Source organism: Lientehia hominis (genome assembly GCF_021044755.1).
Classification (GTDB): Bacteria; Bacillota; Clostridia; order Lachnospirales; family Lachnospiraceae; genus Lientehia; species Lientehia hominis.
The window spans coordinates 67,617-86,540 of record NZ_JAJNOR010000004.1 but is presented as its reverse complement, the minus strand read 5'-3'; the positions used below and the strand labels follow the sequence as shown (position 1 = coordinate 86,540).

General features: G+C 48.2%; 15 protein-coding genes. 3 read left to right on the top strand and 12 right to left on the bottom strand.

Going from position 1 to position 18,924, the window contains the following annotated elements; genetic code table 11:
* Positions 1 to 77: 77 nt before the first annotated feature.
* The 5 genes from LQE92_RS07125 to rpsB form a co-directional block, all read right to left on the bottom strand.
* Entirely contained in the window at positions 78 to 1,424 is a 1,347-nt protein-coding gene (locus tag LQE92_RS07125; RefSeq protein ID WP_231062305.1) for an MATE family efflux transporter, read from the bottom strand.
* A gap of 183 nt (positions 1,425 to 1,607) precedes the next feature.
* A complete protein-coding gene (locus LQE92_RS07120) occupies positions 1,608 to 2,111 on the bottom strand; it encodes a zinc ribbon domain-containing protein (RefSeq protein ID WP_231062304.1) in 504 nt (167 codons plus the stop codon).
* Positions 2,112 to 2,125: 14 nt separating this feature from the next.
* Positions 2,126 to 3,256, bottom strand: coding sequence for a zinc ribbon domain-containing protein (locus LQE92_RS07115; protein WP_231062303.1), 1,131 nt, complete (start codon positions 3,254 to 3,256; stop codon positions 2,126 to 2,128).
* Positions 3,257 to 3,543: 287 nt separating this feature from the next.
* The gene (tsf, locus tag LQE92_RS07110) at positions 3,544 to 4,467 is read right to left on the bottom strand and encodes a translation elongation factor Ts (protein WP_231062302.1); all 924 of its coding nucleotides are present in this window, start codon (positions 4,465 to 4,467) and stop codon (positions 3,544 to 3,546) included.
* Positions 4,468 to 4,521: 54 nt separating this feature from the next.
* Positions 4,522 to 5,262, bottom strand: a complete 741-nt coding sequence (gene rpsB, locus LQE92_RS07105) for a 30S ribosomal protein S2 (protein WP_147596705.1) — start codon at positions 5,260 to 5,262, stop codon at positions 4,522 to 4,524.
* A 237-nt stretch (positions 5,263 to 5,499) separates the two neighbouring features.
* Between rpsB and LQE92_RS07100 the strand changes: the two genes are divergently transcribed.
* Positions 5,500 to 7,248: an ABC-ATPase domain-containing protein gene (locus tag LQE92_RS07100; protein ID WP_231062301.1), complete on the top strand. Its 1,749-nt coding sequence runs from the start codon at positions 5,500 to 5,502 to the stop codon at positions 7,246 to 7,248.
* Positions 7,249 to 7,341: 93 nt separating this feature from the next.
* Here the strand turns inward: LQE92_RS07100 and codY are convergent, their stop codons facing one another.
* From codY to LQE92_RS07075, 5 genes are all read right to left on the bottom strand, one after another.
* Positions 7,342 to 8,115: a GTP-sensing pleiotropic transcriptional regulator CodY gene (codY, locus tag LQE92_RS07095; RefSeq protein ID WP_147596707.1), complete on the bottom strand. Its 774-nt coding sequence runs from the start codon at positions 8,113 to 8,115 to the stop codon at positions 7,342 to 7,344.
* Between the two features lie 116 nt (positions 8,116 to 8,231).
* Complete coding sequence (gene topA / locus LQE92_RS07090; RefSeq protein ID WP_231062300.1) at positions 8,232 to 10,298, bottom strand: type I DNA topoisomerase; 2,067 nt, start codon at positions 10,296 to 10,298, stop codon at positions 8,232 to 8,234.
* Positions 10,246 to 11,502 carry a DNA-processing protein DprA gene (gene dprA, locus LQE92_RS07085; RefSeq protein WP_231062299.1) on the bottom strand — a complete coding sequence of 419 codons (1,257 nt, stop codon included), beginning with the start codon at positions 11,500 to 11,502 and terminating at the stop codon, positions 10,246 to 10,248. The genes topA and dprA overlap by 53 nt, the downstream gene beginning before the upstream one ends.
* Before the next feature lie 45 nt (positions 11,503 to 11,547).
* A complete protein-coding gene (locus LQE92_RS07080; RefSeq protein ID WP_231062298.1) occupies positions 11,548 to 13,074 on the bottom strand; it encodes a YifB family Mg chelatase-like AAA ATPase in 1,527 nt (508 codons plus the stop codon).
* A gap of 214 nt (positions 13,075 to 13,288) precedes the next feature.
* Positions 13,289 to 14,248 (bottom strand): alpha/beta fold hydrolase, encoded by a 960-nt coding sequence (locus LQE92_RS07075; protein ID WP_231062297.1) that lies wholly within the window; start codon positions 14,246 to 14,248, stop codon positions 13,289 to 13,291.
* 173 nt (positions 14,249 to 14,421) lie between these two features.
* On the opposite strand from LQE92_RS07075, the gene LQE92_RS07070 reads away from it, so the two are divergent.
* Together LQE92_RS07070 and arcC are read left to right on the top strand one after the other, a co-directional pair.
* The gene (locus tag LQE92_RS07070; protein ID WP_231062296.1) at positions 14,422 to 15,300 is read left to right on the top strand and encodes a hypothetical protein; all 879 of its coding nucleotides are present in this window, start codon (positions 14,422 to 14,424) and stop codon (positions 15,298 to 15,300) included.
* Between the two features lie 112 nt (positions 15,301 to 15,412).
* Complete coding sequence (gene arcC, locus LQE92_RS07065; RefSeq protein ID WP_231062295.1) at positions 15,413 to 16,348, top strand: carbamate kinase; 936 nt, start codon at positions 15,413 to 15,415, stop codon at positions 16,346 to 16,348.
* A 73-nt stretch (positions 16,349 to 16,421) separates the two neighbouring features.
* Here the strand turns inward: arcC and LQE92_RS07060 are convergent, their stop codons facing one another.
* Positions 16,422 to 17,606, bottom strand: coding sequence for a pyridoxal phosphate-dependent aminotransferase (locus tag LQE92_RS07060; RefSeq protein WP_231062294.1), 1,185 nt, complete (start codon positions 17,604 to 17,606; stop codon positions 16,422 to 16,424).
* A gap of 24 nt (positions 17,607 to 17,630) precedes the next feature.
* A complete protein-coding gene (locus LQE92_RS07055) occupies positions 17,631 to 18,905 on the bottom strand; it encodes an aminotransferase class I/II-fold pyridoxal phosphate-dependent enzyme (protein WP_231062293.1) in 1,275 nt (424 codons plus the stop codon).
* Between the last annotated feature and the right edge of the window lie 19 nt (positions 18,906 to 18,924).

The window sequence follows — 18,924 nt, the reverse complement described above, 5'->3', positions numbered from 1 at the left end:
ACTGTCTCCACTATACTATACTGTACTATTTTGGTCAAGATTTAATTGATAAAAAAGCAACAATTATTTCCGGTTTTTCAGTCTCTGGTCAGCTTCCGTATCCAGTTCCCATAATGGGATTCCAGATACGCCGGAATACATTTGAATATCTGGTCCGCATTCAGACAGCAGACCACAATCACCGGCGAAGCTTTCACCACAAAAGCCATAAAAAAGGAAAGGGGCAGAACGATCAGCCAAATGCTGATCAGGTCCATCTTCACCACAAACATAGCATTTCCGCCGCCCCGGATGATGCCGCTGTTCGTCGGCATCTGATAGGACATGCCCACACAGACAACGCTCAGAATAATCAAAAAGGTATTGGCCATTTCTTTTGTAGACGGAGACAAGTCATAGAGGTTAAGAATCGGTATCCGGATAAAAAAAAGCAAGATACCCGAAAAAATCCCTATGATCAAAAACAGCTTCTGCAGCTTTCCCGCATACCGCTTTACCAGTTGGGTATCGCCGGTCCCTATGGTCTTTCCGATGATGACTGAGGCAGTCGAGGCAGCCCCTATGGCTGTGGACTTCACTACCAAAAACAAGGTGGATGCCACACTGTTGGCGGCGATTGCCGCAGCCGCCATATGGCCGAGGATCACAGTCTGAAGCGCCGTATTGATTCCCCACAGGCTCTGGACTACGACCATGGGAACCGTCAGCCTGTAATAATCTTTGGAAAGCACCTGATCAAAACGCAGGTAATCCCGAAGCCTCATCCGCAGACGCTTTTCCTTTTTTGCCACAAAAAGAATCAGGACTGCACATTCCACTATCCTGGCAGCCAGGGTCCCGATAGCGGCACCGGCCGCTCCCAGCTCCGGCGCCCCGAATTTTCCATATATCAGCACATAGTTGATGCCGCAGTTGATGAAAAAGGTCATGATTGAAAGATAAAAAGCAATCTTTACCATTTCCACGCTTCTGAGGGAAGCCAGCAAAAGCTGGGTCACCGCAAAAAACAGATAAGTGTAACGGACTATGAGGATATATTTTACGCCCTCCTGGATGATGGGCCCGTCTGTGGTGAATATCCCCACCACCTGATAAGGAAAGAGACTAATGACAAGAAACAAGACCACAGCGACCGCCAGCCCTGTCTTCATTGCTGCCGCTGTGATCCTCTTCATCGGTTCGACCTGCTTTTTTCCCCAGTACTGGCTGCAGAAGATCACCAGTCCGTCTCCCAGGGCCAAAAGGACCTGCTGAAATACGAACTGAATCTGATTGACCGCGGCCACCCCCGCCAATGACGTTTCACTGTAGGCCCCCAGCATCATATTATCCGCCAGGTTTACGCTGAGCGTTATCACATTTTGCAGCACCAGCGCCACATATATGGAAAAAAAGCTTCGATAAAATACCTTGTCCTCTTTCATCTCATGTATTCCTATCCTTTTCCGGCCATATCCCGCCGGCAGATTTTCCAACAATTTCTTTTTTGATTGTATCATATAAGAGGGACTGATTCTACTGGGTTTGTGTTTTATATCGCCTTGGAAACTTTCTTATAAAATAAAAAAGACTGCTATATCTCAAGCAGCCTTATATTATTACGCTATTTATTTCTTGGCTTTACCCACATATACAATTGATACAGAAATAACCCCCAACCCCAATGCTATAATAATCATACCAGAACCGTAACAAATCATATTAACAACTGCGACAAATGAATTAGATAACGACGCTATTCCACCGTTTATATCACTTAATTCATCTACAATAGTATCAGACGCGCCATAAATTTCTGTGTAGAAATCACCGCCAAACGCTGCTTTGTCCACATTATATGTCTTCGCATCATAAATCTCTATCTTTTCCTTATGGGATAAAACAGTAAAACCCAATATAACGATTACCACTCCTATTATCAAAGATATAATAGGCATAATTTTTATTTTGCCGCTCTGTCCGTTCGAATTTGCAGCATATGATGATCGATCATCTCTGTCTTCTGCCTTTATTTCTCTTTCCGGTTGAGAAACAGGGCAGCCACATTTTGGACATACACTCATTCCTTCTGACAACACTTCTCCACATTCCATACATCTCATTTCTACCATGATTTTCTTCCCCCTTATTTATTAAAATTATTCCATTTTAAATATCCAATTACATTAATATCATACGAAGGCATAAGTATTTTTTTATCACTGTCTTCCCATGTGTATGTTGCTAAAGTGCAACGACCATCTCTCAAACAGGAAGCGGTTCTGATCAATTCCCCTTTGTCTTCTTTCCTTCCTCCATCCAACAGCTCGCTGGTATATATTACTAACCCATCCTCATATCCGCTGAAGGACAATTCCTCTTTGCCCGAAAAACTCGTGGTATATTTTCCCTCTTCTTTTTCTACCGCAAAAGGCGTTTCGACTGTATAATCAGCTTCTTTAAGCTCCTTGCTGCCGCAAAAAATCTGAGGAGTAACTGTCACTTCAACGCCTCTTGATTTCAATGGCAAATCATCTAAATAACAGGAATATTCCCCTACGCCGTCAACAATCACAACTGCAATATTTCTTGTAATATCTTTGGTCATATCATTTTTCAGCTCAATAAAAAGTAAACCATTAACTTTTTTTCTCATTTTAATCACTAAATCAACTGAACAGCTTGTTCTCTCATCGCATGTCCAATCATTATAATATTTATCATTTTGTTCTATGCTAATATCGGATTCTTTAATCTTCTTGCCGGCCATGTATCCAACAGCAGTATATTTAATGGAAGGATCATCTTCTGATGATTCATACGTTTTAATCGTACCCTTTCCATTTTCCATATATACTAAACGAGGAGTGTTGTTTGGCTCTTCATAATATCCAATAAGTGCCACAAACGGCCTGGATTCATTAGAGGTCACCATTCCTTCATAGCTTACAGAATTTTCTCTCTCATCAATCAGTTTCCACTTGCTTAAGTTTATCTCACTGATAGACAAATTATCTCCAGACATCTGGCGGCTATATAACACAACTGCTGTAATTCCAACTAAAACAACAATGAAAACAATAACCCCTATAATCATCATATTTTTATGAGATTTTTTTTTGATATCACTTTTTTCTACCGTACCTGCGCCCATAATCGTTGAAGAATCGCTTCTTTCTTCCATCGGGTCAGCTTTCAATGGATAACCACACATGGGACATTTCGATGCTTTATCCGAAATGTTTTGTCCACACTCAGGGCATTGGATGATAGCCATATTATGTACCTCCAATTATATATTTTATATCTAAATATATTCAATATCATATCAAATCTCTAATAAAATTCTATTATTTTGGTCGAAAAAAGTCAACTATATAAACATATAATTATATTTTTTATACACAATATAAAATACCAGTTACATCAAACCTCGTATCATAGCCATAAGCGTTTACTTTAACGTCGGATTGATTTTTAAACAAAACACAAAAACACCCCTGCAAACGACGCGCTCACGCCATTTACAAGGGTGTTGATATCTAAAAATTACAGCAAGGTTCTTTACTGTCCCATCTGTTTTGCAACTTCTTCTGCGAAATTCTCGCTCTTCTTCTCCAGGCCTTCACCTGTCTCATAGCGGACGAATTTCTCGATGGAAACCTCTGCTCCCACTTCTTTTGAAACAGCCGCAAGATATTTTCCGACAGTAAGATCACCGTCTTTTACATATGCCTGGTCAAGCAGACAGAACTCCTTCAGCTCCTTGTTCAGACGGCCGACGATCATCTTGTCCAGGATGTTTTCCGGTTTATCCGGATTCTCATTTCTTGCCTGCTCCTTAAGAATCGCTGTCTCTTTCTCGATAAAGTCCTGAGGGACCTCAGCACGGGAAACATACAGGGGATGGAGCGCTGCGATCTGCATCGCAACATTCTTGAGTGCTTCCTTAACAGCGTCATTGACCACGCCGGCTTTCGCCACGACCAAAACGCCGATTCTTCCGCCGCCATGGATGTAATCCACTACGCAGCCGTCCTTTGCTTCTACCTTTTCAAAACGTCTGATGCTCAGGTTTTCGCCGATGACGGCAACCTTCTCCACCAGGGCTTCCTTCACTGTCTTAGAGGCGTCAGCCGTCCAAGCCTCTGCCATGAACGCATCCATATCCGCCGCATCCGATTTGACCGCCTGATCTGCCACATCCGCTACGTATGCCTGGAAATCAGCGTTCTTCGCAACGAAATCCGTTTCGGAGTTCACTTCCACAATAGCGGCCTTCTGTCCGTCGATAACGGTTTTGACAAGACCTTCCGCCGCGATTCTTCCGGCTTTTTTCTCTGCCTTTGCCTGTCCGTTCTTTCTCAGGAATTCCACTGCCTCGTCCATATTGCCGTCGGTGGCCGCAAGCGCTTTCTTGCAGTCCATCATGCCGGCGCCTGTCATTTCTCTCAGCTCTTTAACCATTGCTGCCGTAACTGCTGCCATAATTATTTCAATCCTTTCTTAATCTTGAGAATTTTCCGGGATAACGTCCTGCTGTTACGCCTCTGCAGCTTCCGTTTCAACCTGTACGTCTGCTGTCTCTTCCGTTACCTCTTCACCCTGCTTCGCTTCAATAACGGCATCTGCCATCTTGGATACGATCAGCTTAACCGCTCTGATAGCGTCGTCATTGCCGGGAATCACATAATCCAACTCTTCCGGGTCGCAGTTGGTGTCCGCGATACCGATCAGTGTGATGCCCAGTGCATGAGCTTCCTGTACACAGATTCTTTCTTTTTTCGGATCTACGATGAAAATGGCATCGGGAAGCTTCTTCATATCTTTGATACCGCCCAGGTTTCTCTCCAGCTTCTCCTGCTCCTTCTTAAGAGCGATGACTTCCTTCTTCGGAAGGACCTCAAAGGTTCCGTCTTCCTGCATTTTCTCAATGGTGCGAAGTCTCTGGATTCTGCTCTGGATGGTCTTGAAGTTTGTCAGCATACCGCCGAGCCATCTCTGATTTACATAATACATACCGCAGCGTTCTGCTTCGATCTGAATCGCGTCCTGTGCCTGCTTCTTTGTTCCCACAAAGAGAATCGTGCCGCCGTCGGCCGCGATATCGGCTACTGCCTTGTAAGCGTCGTCTACCATTCCTACGGATTTCTGCAGATCGATGATATAAATACCATTTCTCTCCGTGTAAATGTAGGGAGCCATTTTAGGGTTCCATCTTCTCGTCTGATGACCAAAGTGTACGCCTGCTTCCAGCAGCTGTTTCATTGAAATAACGCTCATTTTCTTTCCTCCATTTGGTTTAAACTTCCGTGAATTTCTTTTTTCCTTTGAGACCGGGCATACCCGGCACCGTCGTCGGAATCCATCCACGTGACAATTTTTCAGCCCTATCATTGTACCATGACACATTTTCAAATGCAAGTATTTTTTCTTTTATTCCTGCAAAACCGCTCTCTTACCGGCAAAGACATGCTATAATAGAAAAGAATCTATCATCCAGAAAGGAATGTTTATCTTATGAAAACATCTGCTCAGCTTGACTCCATGCTCCGTGACATCGATCACAAGAGTTATCCGGCATATAAGACGCTGAAGGGAGTCTATGATTTCGGGACCTATACTCTCTCTATCGACCACGTACAGGGCGATCCGTTCGCCTCTCCTTCAAGGCTCACTATTCACATCACGGACAAGGCCTCCGGATTTTCTCCAGATCTTTGGAGCTCGGAGGACCGGAAAACAGCTTTCTGCGACTTTCTGCTCCGGCAGTTTGAAAAGGCAGTACAGGATTATTCCTTCCAGGCCAAAGGTTCCGGTAAAAGCGGCGCTCTGTTCACCACCCGCTGCGGTCCCCAGGTACTCAGACGCACGGCCTGTACCATCAGGGAAAGAACTATCCTCATGCGGTTTGAAGCCGGTTTTCCTGCCAACGGGCGCACCATCAATTCCAGGGAGCTTCGCAAAATCCTGTTTGATTATCTGCCAAAGTGTGCGGAAAAATCCCTGTACCATAAAAACATCAGCCGGGGAGCCCTTCAAAACGCCATAGAGCTCTTTGAAGACCAGCAGGCTCTCCGTGCATTCCTGCCGGAAAACGACTTGATCGCATTCGTAGCAGACGGCGCAGTCCTGCCCCGGAAATCCGGCGTATCAAATCTTCCCATGAAAGAAGCCCTTCCTTTTTCTTCACCTTCTTCCATGAAAATCTCGGTTTCTCTTCCCCACAGAGGGATAATCACCGGCATGGGCATACGAAAGGGCGTCACTCTGATCACCGGAGGCGGCTACCACGGAAAATCCACCCTCCTGAAAGCGCTGGAGACCGGCGTCTATAACCACACTGCCGGAGACGGAAGAGAATTCGTCATAACCGACGCCTCAGCGGTGAAGCTCCGGGCAGAGGAAGGCCGTGTCGTAAAAAAGGTGGATATCTCTCCTTTCATCAATCATCTTCCCAACGGAAAAGACACCAGCAGCTTTTCCACGGAAGACGCCAGCGGCAGCACTTCACAGGCTGCCGGAGTCATAGAAGGAATAGAAGCCGGGGCCAAGCTCTTTCTGATTGACGAAGATACCTGCGCGACAAATTTCATGGTGCGTGATGAGCTGATGCGCAGAGTCATCTCTCCTGACAAGGAGCCTATCACGCCTTTTCTCAGCCGTATCCGCCCTTTGTTTTCCCAGCTTGGCATTTCCACCATCCTGGTGGTCGGAAGCTCCGGAGCATTTTTTCATACGGCCGACTGTGTCCTTCAAATGGACAATTATCAGGCAAAGGATATCACCATACACGCAAAAAAGGAAGCAGCGGTCTATAACGCTTCCCACGCCGATTCTCCTGGAGAAAACAGCGGCGTTGATCTTTTCTGTTTTCCCTGCGGCACCCTGAATCGGATATACCGGCCCGCCGTCCAAAAAAGCGGGAATGATCGCCGCCGCTCCGTTCAAAATTCTGAGCGTGACTCCAGACCTCCTAAAATCAAAGTACAGGGTAAAGACAGCCTGTTCTATGACAAGTCCATGATTGACCTGCGTTATGTGGAACAGCTGGCCGATGAGGAACAGACAAGAGCTCTGGGCTATATTCTGCTGTATCTGAATACGCATTTAAATTCGCCCGTCCCACTGTCAGACCAGCTTCCAAAACTGTATGAGAAGATAGTCCGGGAGGGCATGGAATCCATCACCTCCTGGGACTGTCCTCCCTTCATGGCTCTGCCCAGGCTTCAGGAAATCTATGCCTGCGTCAACCGCTGCCGGTTTTGACAACATAGATGAAAGCAAAAATCCTGCGGCGCCTTCCATTCGGAGGCCTCCGCAGGATTTGTCATTTCTGTTTCCTGACCATTCAGAACTATTCTATACTTCCTTCAGCTTTTTCAGTTCTTCAAACACCACGTCATTCAGCACTTTGATATAAGTACCTTTCATTCCGGAAGAACGGGATTCAATGACTCCGGCACTTTCAAATTTCCTGAGTGCATTGACGATCACGGAACGGGTAATACCTACTCGGTCTGCAATCTTGCTGGCCACAAGGATTCCCTCATTTCCTTCCAATTCCTCAAAGATATGCTGGATAGCTTCCAGCTCGGAAAACGACAGCGTGCTGATGGCAGATTTTACAATCTGAATCTTTCTCGTCTCTTCCGCATTTTCCTCATTCACGGAACGCATCATCTCCAGCCCGACTACCGTAGTGCCATATTCGCTGAGGATAATATCGTCTATTCCATACTGATCATTGGACTTATAGATGAACAATGTCCCCAAACGCTCACCGGCGATATCGATCGGCGTAATAATCGCCTGATATTTCTCCACGTTCGTCTCTGCAAATCCCAGCGTTTCCAAATTTACATTTTCCTTGGTAGAAAGAACACTGAGCAGTCTTTCATTCAGCATCCGGTCTACGAAGCCCCCCACCTGATCTTCAATGAGTTCTTCAATCTCTTCTACCCCTTCGCTGATACCTACTCCCAACACCTTGCCTTTTTTACTGATAACAAGGATGTTAGAATCAAGAATATCGCTCAGCACGGCACAAATATCGTTGAAGACAACCTTGCTGGAATTGTTGTTATGGAGCAATTTGTTAATTTTTCTGGTTTTATCCAATAATTGTACGCTCACTGCTGGCCTCCTATTCATATTCAGTAATTCCAACTTATTCAGCCTTATCGTATCATACTTTTTAAGACGCCGCAACACTTTTCACATTTCTTTTCGTAATTTTTATATAATTTCGATTATTTTACCTTTTCAACCAGGAAACCGCAGGTCTGTTCCGAACAAATCAGCTTATTTCCCTTTTCCACCATATAACTCCCGCACTTTGGACACTTTTCATTGGACGGCTTCTGCCAGGACATGAATTCGCAGTCGGGATGGTTGCTGCATCCATAATATCTTCTGCCTTTTTTGGTTTTTTTCACGACAACATCGCCGCCGCAGACCGGACAGCTGACCCCGGTCTTCTCCAAATACGGCTTTGTGTTCTTGCAGTCCGGAAAACCCGGACACGCCAGAAATCTTCCATGAGGTCCATATTTGATGACCATGTTGCGGCCGCAGTTCTCACAGATCTCCTCTGTGACCTCATCCTCTATTTTCACGGCCTCCAGTTCTTTCTGAGCGGCCGTCACTGCATCCATCAGATCTGGATAAAAATTACGGATGACGGTCTTCCACTTCACGACCCCGTCTTCTACTCCATCCAGAAGAGATTCCATATTCGCGGTGAACGCCACGTCCACCAAACTGGGGAACGCTTCTTTCATAATGTGATTTACGATCTCTCCCAGCTCCGTTACATAAAGATTTTTATTCTCCTTTGCCACATAGCGCCTGGCAATGATCGTCGTAATGGTAGGAGCGTAGGTACTGGGACGGCCGATGCCTGCCTCCTCCAGCGCCCGCACCAAAGAGGCTTCCGTATAATGGGCCGGCGGCTGAGTGAAGTGCTGCTTGTAATCAAACTCCTTCAATGTTAATGGCGTCTCGGTGGTCAGATTCTTTGCCAGCGTATTCGGTTCTTTTTTCTCATTGGGATCCGTATATACGGTCATAAACCCTTCAAACTTCACCTTGGAAGCTGAAGCGGTAAATCGATAGTTCCCCGCGTCGATCTTTACATTAGTCGTCTCATAAACGGCCGACGACATCCTGCACGCGGTATATCGGCGCCAGATGAGCTGATACAGCCGGAATTGATCCCTGGAAAGGGAATCTTTGATCTTTGTGGGAGACAATTCGATATCCGTCGGCCGGATAGCCTCATGGGCATCCTGAATCTTTCCGCCGGATTTTCCTTTTTGTTCATCTGCCAGCACATATTCCGGTCCGTATTCCGCCGAGATATACTCTGCCGCGGCTTTCTGGGCTTCTTCGGATATACGGGTGGAATCGGTACGAAGATATGTGATGATACCGGCTGTTCCGTTTCCCTTTATATCAATTCCTTCATATAGCTGCTGGGCGAGCCGCATAGTCTTCTGCGTCGAAAAATTCAGTACGTTGGCCGCTTCCTGCTGAAGAGTGCTCGTCGTAAAAGGGAGAGGCGGCTTCTTGATCCGTTCTCCCAGTTTGATATCGGCGATTTTAAATTCAGATTTTTCCACGTCCTTTAAAATATCATCCAGCTGTTTTTTGTCTGCGATGGTAATCTTCTGCTTTCTGTTTCCATAGAATTTCACCCTCATAGGCTTTTTTTCACTGCCGCACTGGACATCTGCCTCCAGTGACCAGTACTCCTGAGGGATAAACGCAGAAATCTCTTCTTCTCTGTCACAGATGATCCGAAGCGCTGCGGACTGTACCCGTCCGGCGCTCAGTCCCCGCTTCACCTTCGCCCACAATAACGGGCTGATGCTGTAGCCCACCATTCTGTCCAAGACACGGCGTGCCTGCTGGGCGTCCACCAAATTCATGTCAATGTCTCTCGGCGCTTTCAGGGAAGCTTTTACCGCAGTTTTTGTAATCTCATTGAAACTGATTCTCTGGACCTTTTTGTCCTCCAGCTTAAGAGCCGTCATCAAATGCCAGGAAATTGCTTCTCCCTCACGGTCCGGGTCAGTAGCCAGATATATCTTATCCGACTTCTTCACTTTCTTGCGAAGGTTTGCCAGAATGTCTCCCTTCCCGCGTATCGTGATATATTTTGGCTCGTAATCGTGCTCTATATCAATGCCCATCTGGCTTTTCGGCAGGTCTCTTACATGCCCGTTGGATGCGTCTACATCGTAATTGGCCCCCAAAAATTTTTTAATTGTCTTTACTTTTGCGGGGGACTCTACAATGACCAGATACTTTGCCATAGTGTTCTCCTTTATCTCTTTTTGCCACATAATAGTGCTCATATGGCTGCACAACCAGCCCCTCCATCTCCAGATCCACAAGGCAGACCGCTAAATCGGCACTGTTCAGTCCCGTTTCCAGGCAGATTCTCTCCGTAGATTTGGGTTCGGAATCCAGACAACTATACACCCTTTCCAAATTTTTATCAAGAGATAACTGATTATTATTAGAAATTCTTAATTTTTTCCCTTTTAGATTCCAGAAGCTGAGAATATCCTCCGGCTCTGTCAATAGCTCTGCTCCGTCCTTCAAAAGACTGTTGGTTCCGCAGCTCAAGTAGTCCCCGGCCCTGCCGGGAACTGCCCAGATCTCCTTTCCCTGTTCCAGGGCATAGGACGCGGTGATCAAAGATCCGCTCCTCTTTCCCGCCTCTATGATAGCCACACAATCCGACAGACCGCTGATGATACGGTTTCTGGCCGGGAAATTCATGGGCAGCGGCCTCGTGCCCGTCGGATATTCGGAAATCAGTCCTCCGGCTGCCTCCACCTCTCCGTACAAACTTTGATTTTCCCTGGGATAGACCATGTCCGGCCCGCATCCCAAAACGCCGAAGGTCCCGGCTACTCGGTTTTCAGCCCTCAGGGCTCCCCGGTGCCCAGCGGCGTCGATTCCCCTGGCAAGCCCGCTTATGACTTGTATGCCGGCTTCTGCCAGAGCTTTTCCTAAATCCTCTGCCATGGAACGTCCATAATAACTGCAGTTCCGGGAACCCACTATGGCAGCTGACGGCCTGTCATCGGAAGGAAGGCCGCCTTTTATAAATAATCCAAGGGGGCGTCCCGGAATGGACAAAAGCCGTTTCGGATAATTTTCATCACATAACGGTATAAATAAAATACCCCTTTGATTCATAGTTTCCAGCATTCTTTGAATCTTATCCGTTTCACGCCCCTCCCGGATATCCCTCACCGCACGTTCCAGAATCTTTCTGTTATAAAACACATCTGCCTCATCCGTGTCTCCCATAGGTTCCATTTGTCCGCCCGGCTGCCCCGCAGGCCTGAGCACATCCCTCAGGGCTTTCTCTGATGCGTGAAAAATTTCCGCCGGAGTACCCAGCCGCTGCAGAAGCCGTTCTCTCACCGGAAGCGGTATCTGGCTCAACCCGCAGTACCAAAACCAATATTCCTGCTCAGAAAATACATTTATTTTCTTTTCCATAGTTCCTATTCCTTCCTATTATTATATGATTTATTTTCCAATTTTTTACATTTTTTGCAGCTTGGGGGCTCCGTAAAGAATTGCCTCCTTCAGATGTTTTTTCTCTACAATGACTGCTCCCTCCAGATCCGCAATGGTCCTGGCCACTCTCAGGACCCGGTGGTATGCCCTGGCGCTCATTTCCATTGTGTCAAAAGCTTTTCTCATAAATTCTTCTTCCGGTTTGCCCAATGAACAATACTCCAATATCCTGCAGCCGGGTATGGAAGAATTATATAGGAAATCGGTTCCCGCAAAACGTTCTTTTTGTGCCAGCCTCGCCTTTTCCACCCGTTCCCGGATGATGCCCGAGGCTTCCGCATGGCCGTTCTTTTCCTGGAGTTCCCGAAACGGGAGACGTTCCACCGTCACACTGATATCGATCCTGTCCATCAGCGGACGGGACAATTTTCCCAGATATTTCTGTATCTGCGGCGCAGAGCATCTGCATTTATTTCTGTCTGGAAAATAGCCGCACGGACACGGATTCATGGCGGCCACCAACATGAATTTCGCCGGAAACTCATAGGAACCATATAGCCTGGAGACCACCACTCGTTTTTCTTCCAGAGGCTGGCGCAGGGCCTCCAACGACATCCGGGACATTTCCGGAAGCTCGTCCAGGAATAAAACGCCATGACTGGCTAAAGACAGCTCTCCCGGCCGGGGGACTCGTCCCCCTCCGGTCAGCGCCGCCGCCGTGACCGTATGATGAGGCGCCCGGAAAGGCCTTTCCATAAGCAAAGCCGTCCCTTCCGGCATCAGTCCGCAGATGCTGTTGATTCGGCTGATTTCCAAACTTTCTGCCAGAGTAAGCTTCGGCAGGATACCCGGAATGCATCTGGCAATCAAGGTTTTTCCCACGCCGGGAGGCCCCAGGAGCAGCAGATTATGCATTCCGGCAGCGGCGATCTCCGCCGCGCGTCTCGCTGTCTCCTGTCCTCTGATATCCTTAAAATCCATCCCTGAATGCCTGTTCTCCATACAGGAGGCCAGGTCCACACGCACTGCTTTTCTCATATCCGGCTCCTTTAAAAGTTTCACCACCTCATTCAGATGTGAGGCGCCGCAGACCCGGATCTCCTGATTCACCGCTCCTTCCTGCACATTTCCATCCGGCACCAGCATTTCGCTGAGTCCGGATTCCTGCGCGCACGCGGCTAAAGCCATTACTCCGGCCACCGGACGCAGCTCCCCTCCCAGCCCCAGTTCTCCGGCCAGCAGCAATCCTTCCAGGTTTTCAGCCGGTATGATGTCCATTGCCGCCAAGACCGCTACCGCCACAGGCAGATCAAATAAAGTCCCGTCCTTTCTCACATCCGCCGGCGCCAGATTTATGACGATTCTCTTCGGCGGAAGACGGTAGCCCGCATTTTTTAACGCCGTCCGTACTCTGGGGGCGGCCTCCTTTACTTCAGTGGACAGTGCTCCGACCATATCAAAGCTCGGAAGCCCGTCGCTCACGTCCGCTTCCACTGTGACCAGCCGCCCTTCCATTCCCTGGATGGCGGCGCTATAGACCTTACTGTACAAACACTCCACTCCTTTCCAAATCTTTATGAAACACAGCAAACAATAAAGGCATATGGAAAAACAAAAGAAATTTAAAGAATGTATCAAAGATCAGATCAAGAAATTTCAGAATTAGATTTGATTATCTAAATTGAATCGGCTGAGGTTCCGAGCCGATCGTGGCGGCCGGAAACCTCTTCCCATGTTTGAAGCTGCTGTTTTACGCACGGATTGTTCAATGCTTTGTTATCTCTTCCGCAGCGGCATCCATCCATACTTTTATATCTTCAAACACGATACTTCTGTCCAGTTCATTGAGGATTTCATGGCGGTCCCCCGGATAAAGCTTCATCTGGACATGCTGAAAACCCATGGACTGAAACTGCTTATAGCAGGCCTTGACTCCTTTTCCGTAGTTTCCCACGGGGTCTTCTTTTCCTGATACCATCAAAATCGGAAGCTCCCGGTTCATATTTCCGAAATCTTTTTTCTTCGCCAGGTCCACCAGAATGGCAAAGAAATCTCTGTACGCCCCTGCCGTAAAAATAAAGGTGCAGAAAGGGTCCCTGCAGTATGCGTCCACCGACTCTTCATTCTGGCTCAGCCAGTCATTCTCTGTCCGATGCTCCGGAATGCGCTTATTATTACCGCCTAAGGTCATCTTGTAAAGAAGACGGCTCCTGTAGCGGCTGCCTTTTATCCTGCAGATGATCTCAGCCAGACACTTTCCTGCGGCAACGAGAGGCAGCCCCATATATCCGGTCCCCATGATGATGGCTCCATCCACTTTTCGGCTGCATCTGGTCAGATATTTTCTCGTAAAGAATGAACCCATACTGTGTCCCATAATATAGAGCGGCACGTCCGGCCACAATTCCCTGGCTTTGCATGTCAAACGGTAAATATCGCCGATCACATGGCGGTCACCGTCTTTCTCGGAAAAATACCCCAGCTCTTCCTCCGAAGCCGCCGTCTTTCCATGGCCCAGATGATCATGGCCGACCACTGCGTATCCTCTTTCTGCCAAATAGAAAGCAAATTCATCATACCGCTCCACGTATTCCACCATGCCGTGCACAATCTGAAGCACCGCCTTTACATATAAGTCTGCCGGCTCCCATTTTATACAATGGAGCATCTGCCCCGATTCGCCCGACTTCACAAAAAACTCTTCTTTTTTTACCTTGGTCTCCATTGGATCCGCCTCCTTCCTGTCTTTTTAAATCCATCATTTATCTATGTTTTTATTTTAATACTTTCCCCCACTCATGACAAGCCAGAGATTATTTTTCTTGCAACACTTTTCATTTCCGGATACACTACTTTTATGAAGGATTATCATGTGTCAATCATTAAGGAGGGTCATCATTGAAAACTCATACAAAAAAGAAACGATGGAAAGCAGGATTTTTCTTTGTGCTGGCCGGGTGCCTATTCCTTTCCGGCTGCGGCAAAAAGACGGAGGAACCAGAAACCACTGAAACCATGAAACCGGCGGGCAGCGAGGCCGTTTCTCCAAATTCTCCCGAAGCGCTCCGGGCCATGTATCTGACTTCTCCCGACGGGCAGATCTACTTTGTAGACATCCATAACGGTACCTTTTTTACTGCTCCGATTCCGGAAGAATTATACGATGCTTCCGGAAACCGCCTGTCTTCTGAGGATCTGAGCGCCGGATATATTCTGGATATCTATGGAAACGGCATTATGTTGGAAAGCTATCCCGGACAGTATCCCGGTGTCACCAAAATGGCGGTAGTAAAAGAAGGGACCGCGAAAGACGCGGCTGTATACCAGTACCTGATAGACGAAATCTATACAGAGCCGGATCCCAGCCAGCCGGCATCTCTCAATCTAGAGTACCGTACTGAACAGGCTGCGGCGGCGGTCATGCTGTCCAGAGGGAATTATTCCTGGAGCTATACAGACAAGAACGGAGAAAAGCAGCAAGCAGTCGCCTGCGGTTCCCATATCCTCGAATGGGAAGAATTAGTGGATGTCTCCCTGGACAGCGGTACGAAGCTGACTCTGTCCGGTTCTCCCCAGCCGGATTCTGTCATGGTCACCAGATGGCCTGTGAACTTATGGAAATCCGGTTCTGCCGACGCCTCTTCCCAGGAAGAAGCCGTGGAGACCGCTCTGGAGGAAGGCGTTTTCTGCATCCCCTCATCCGATCCTGGCTACGTCTATCTGATAGAAGCCACATGGCCTGAGGGAACTGTAGAATTTGGTTTCTTTACGAAGTAAACTTTGCCTGAAAATGCTATGAAAATCGGATAAGTCATGGTATAATCTAGTCAGCGTCAGTTGACAAGAGCACGGACGCTGTTCTTTTTAATACAGAAATGAGGGGATTACCATGAATGAAAAAAAGATTGTAGTTGCCCTGGGCAGGAATGCTTTCGGCACTTTGTTCCCGGAACAGAAAAAAGCTGTTGCAAAAGCCGCCAGTGCGATCGCCGATCTGGTGGAAGAACGATATCAGATCGCCATCACGTTCAGCAACGGCCCCCAGGTGGGTATGCTTCACACGGCCATGACGGAATTCAGCCGTCTCTCGCCGGAATATACCGTAGCTCCCATGTCCGTATGCGGCGCACTGAGCCAGGGATATATCGGGTACGATCTGCAGAATGCCATCCGGACAGAACTCCTGGACCGTGGAATCTTTAAACCAGTTTCCACTGTCATCACGCAAGTGCGGGTGGATCCGTTTGATGAGGCTTTCAGTGAACCGTCTAAGGTGATCGGACGGTATATGAGTGAAGATGAAGCCGACGCGGAAGTGGCAAAAGGCAATTATGTGGTCAAAGAAGAAAAAGGATACCGCAGAATCGTTGCCGCTCCCAAACCTATCGATATATATGAAATAGATGCCATTCGGGCGCTGCTTGACGCCAACCAGCTAGTCATCGCGGCAGGCGGCGGCGGAATCCCTGTTCTTCAGCAGGGCACCAGGCTGAAAGGGGCCAGCGCAGTCATTGAAAAGGATCTGGCAGCCGCCCGCATGGCCGATATGGTGGATGCTTCTGTTCTCCTCTTTCTGACGGGGACGGAAAAGGTCGCATTAAACTATCGGAAGCCCGATGAGATCTTCCTGGACCGTCTCACTGCAGAAGAAGCCAAAAAGTATATGGAGGAAGGCCAGTTTGAAGCCGGGTCCATGCTTCCGAAGATTGAAGCTTCCATTGAATTTGTTTCCGCGTGTCCCGACCGAAAGGCAGTTATCACGGATCTGTCCAAGGCTAAGGAGGGGCTTGCCGGTAAAACCGGAACTGTCATCACCGCCGGTTAAATTCAGTCAGAAATAATCTCTATAACCTAAAACTCCCCGCAAAGCAGGAAAGCCGCTTTGCGGGGAGTTTCTATTACCGGTACTGCTCTGCCAGCTTCCGGAACGCATCCAAAGACCGTTCAATCATCTCCGTCTGCACACAATAGGCAATCCTCACATGTCCCGGGCATCCGAAATCATCTCCCGGGACCAGGAGGAGGTCAAACTCCTTCGCCTTTTCACAGAAGGCATTGGCATCCGGCTCCAGGGATCTGGGGAACAGATAGAAAGCGCCATCCGGTTTCACACAAGTATATCCCATATCTGTCAGAGCACTATACAGCAGATCCCTGTTTCTCCTATATATGGAGATATCGGAGGTCTTTCCTGCACATTCTCCGACCACCTGCTGAAACAGGCTGGGCGCATTCACATACCCGAGCACGCGGCCCGCGCCGCAGACCGCCGCATAAGCGGCTTTCTGATCCTCCATCTCATCGGGAACCACCACATATCCGATTCTTTCTCCCGGCAGTGACAGGGACTTACTATAAGAATAGCATACAAAGGTGTTGTCATAGTACTTAGTCAGATAAGGGACTTTCACATTTCCATAGACAATCTCCCGGTAAGGCTCATCAGAAATCAGATAAATGGCATGGCCATATTCTTCCGATTTTCTCTTCATGAGCTCTGTCAGCCTGAGAATCGTGTCTTCTGAATAGACGGCTCCGGAAGGATTGTTGGGAGAATTGACAATGACTGCTTTTGTTTTAGGACCGAGAATTTTCTCAAATTCTTCAAAATGGATCTGGAAGCTGCCGGTATCCGCCGGCACCACCAGGAGCTCTGCCCCCGTTCCCTCTGCAAAAACTTTATATTCCGGAAAATAAGGGGCAAACGTGATGAATTCATCTCCCTCCTCCGCCAATGCCTTGAAACATATGCAAAGGGAGGCCGCGGCCCCAACCGTCATATACAGATTGTCCGCATGAAAATGGGTTCCGTGAGCTCTGTTTATGGACCCGGCAATGCGGCTTCTCACTCCTGAGTCCCCTTGGGCACTGGTGTATCCGTGAAGTGCCGCCGATTCCTCTGTGGTCACCAACTTCAGAATATTATCCTCCACAGCCTGAGGCGCGGGAACATTGGGATTTCCCAAACTGAAATCAAAAACATTTTCTGCTCCCACCTCAGCCGCGCGCTTTTTCCCGAACTCAAAAATTTCTCGAATCGTAGAGCGTCTGCTCCCGAGCTCAACCATCTTTTCTGCAAACATCGCTGTCATCCTCCTCTTTTTCCGCTATCCCCGCTCATTTAAGAGCTCATTTACTCCGGACATCTTTACACACAGACAGAACAGATGAATTGCTTTATCCAGTTCCTCAGGCGTAGGATAAGTGGGCGCGATCCGGATATTGCTGTCTTTCGGATCTTTCTTGTATGGATACGTGGCGCCGGCGCCTGTCATCACCACTCCCGCTTCCTTGGCAAACGCCACTGTCGCCTTGGCACAGCCGGGAAGCGTATCAAGGGCAATGAAGTATCCACCCTTCGGCTTCACCCAGGACGCAAGACCGGTTCCGCCCAGTTCTTCCTCTAAAGTATTCAGCACCATGTCAAATTTCGGCCGCAGAGCATCCCCCAGCTTCTTCATATGAGCGCGGATATTGTCGGCGGTCTTAAAGTATTTTACATGACGGAGCTGATTCAGTTTATCATATCCAATCGTCTGTACAGTCATATGCTTCTTGATCTCAGCCACATTGGACTCACTGGCAGCCATGACCGCCAGCCCTGCGCCGGGAAACGTGATCTTTGACGTGGAGAAAAAGTAAAGGATCCTGTCCTCATTTCCGCAGGCCTCCGCCGCCTTAAAAATATCTTTGAGCGGTACTTCCTCATAAATATGATGAACGCCATAGGCATTGTCCCAAAAAATCCGGAAATCCTTCGCCGCCGTCTTCATGGAAGCCAGTCTGTCCACAGTCTCATCTGTATAACAGGCGCCCAGAGGATTGGAGTGAAGCGGGACACACCAGATACCTTTGACGGCCTCGTCCTCCGCCGCCATTTTTTCCACCACGTCCATATCCGGTCCGTCCGCCGTCACAGGCACCGGTATCATCTCGATCCCCATGTCCTCTGTCACGGCAAAGTGCCTGTCATATCCCGGGCTCGGGCAAAGAAACTTGATCCCTTTCACATCCTTCCAGGGTTTTTCTCCCTGGGTGCCGAAGAGCATCAGCCTCATCATCTCATCATACATCAGGTTCAGGCTGGAGCTTCCTCCCACGATGATCTTTTCCGCGGGGATATCCAGCAGATCAGAAAACAGGCGCTTAGCCTCCGGAATTCCGTCCAGCACGCCGTAGTTCCTGGCATCCAGGCCGGACTCTGTATGGTAGTCATCCAGGGCTGTCAAAAGTCCGTTGGTAAGGTCCAGCTGAGCGGCGGCAGGCTTTCCTCTGGACATATCCAGTTTAAGGCCCTGCGCCTTAAAATCCTCATACTGCTTCTGCAGCTCCTTCTGCAGCTCTAAAAGCTCTTCCTTCGTCATCTCCGTGACTTTCTTCATTGTAACTGCTCCTTCCCGG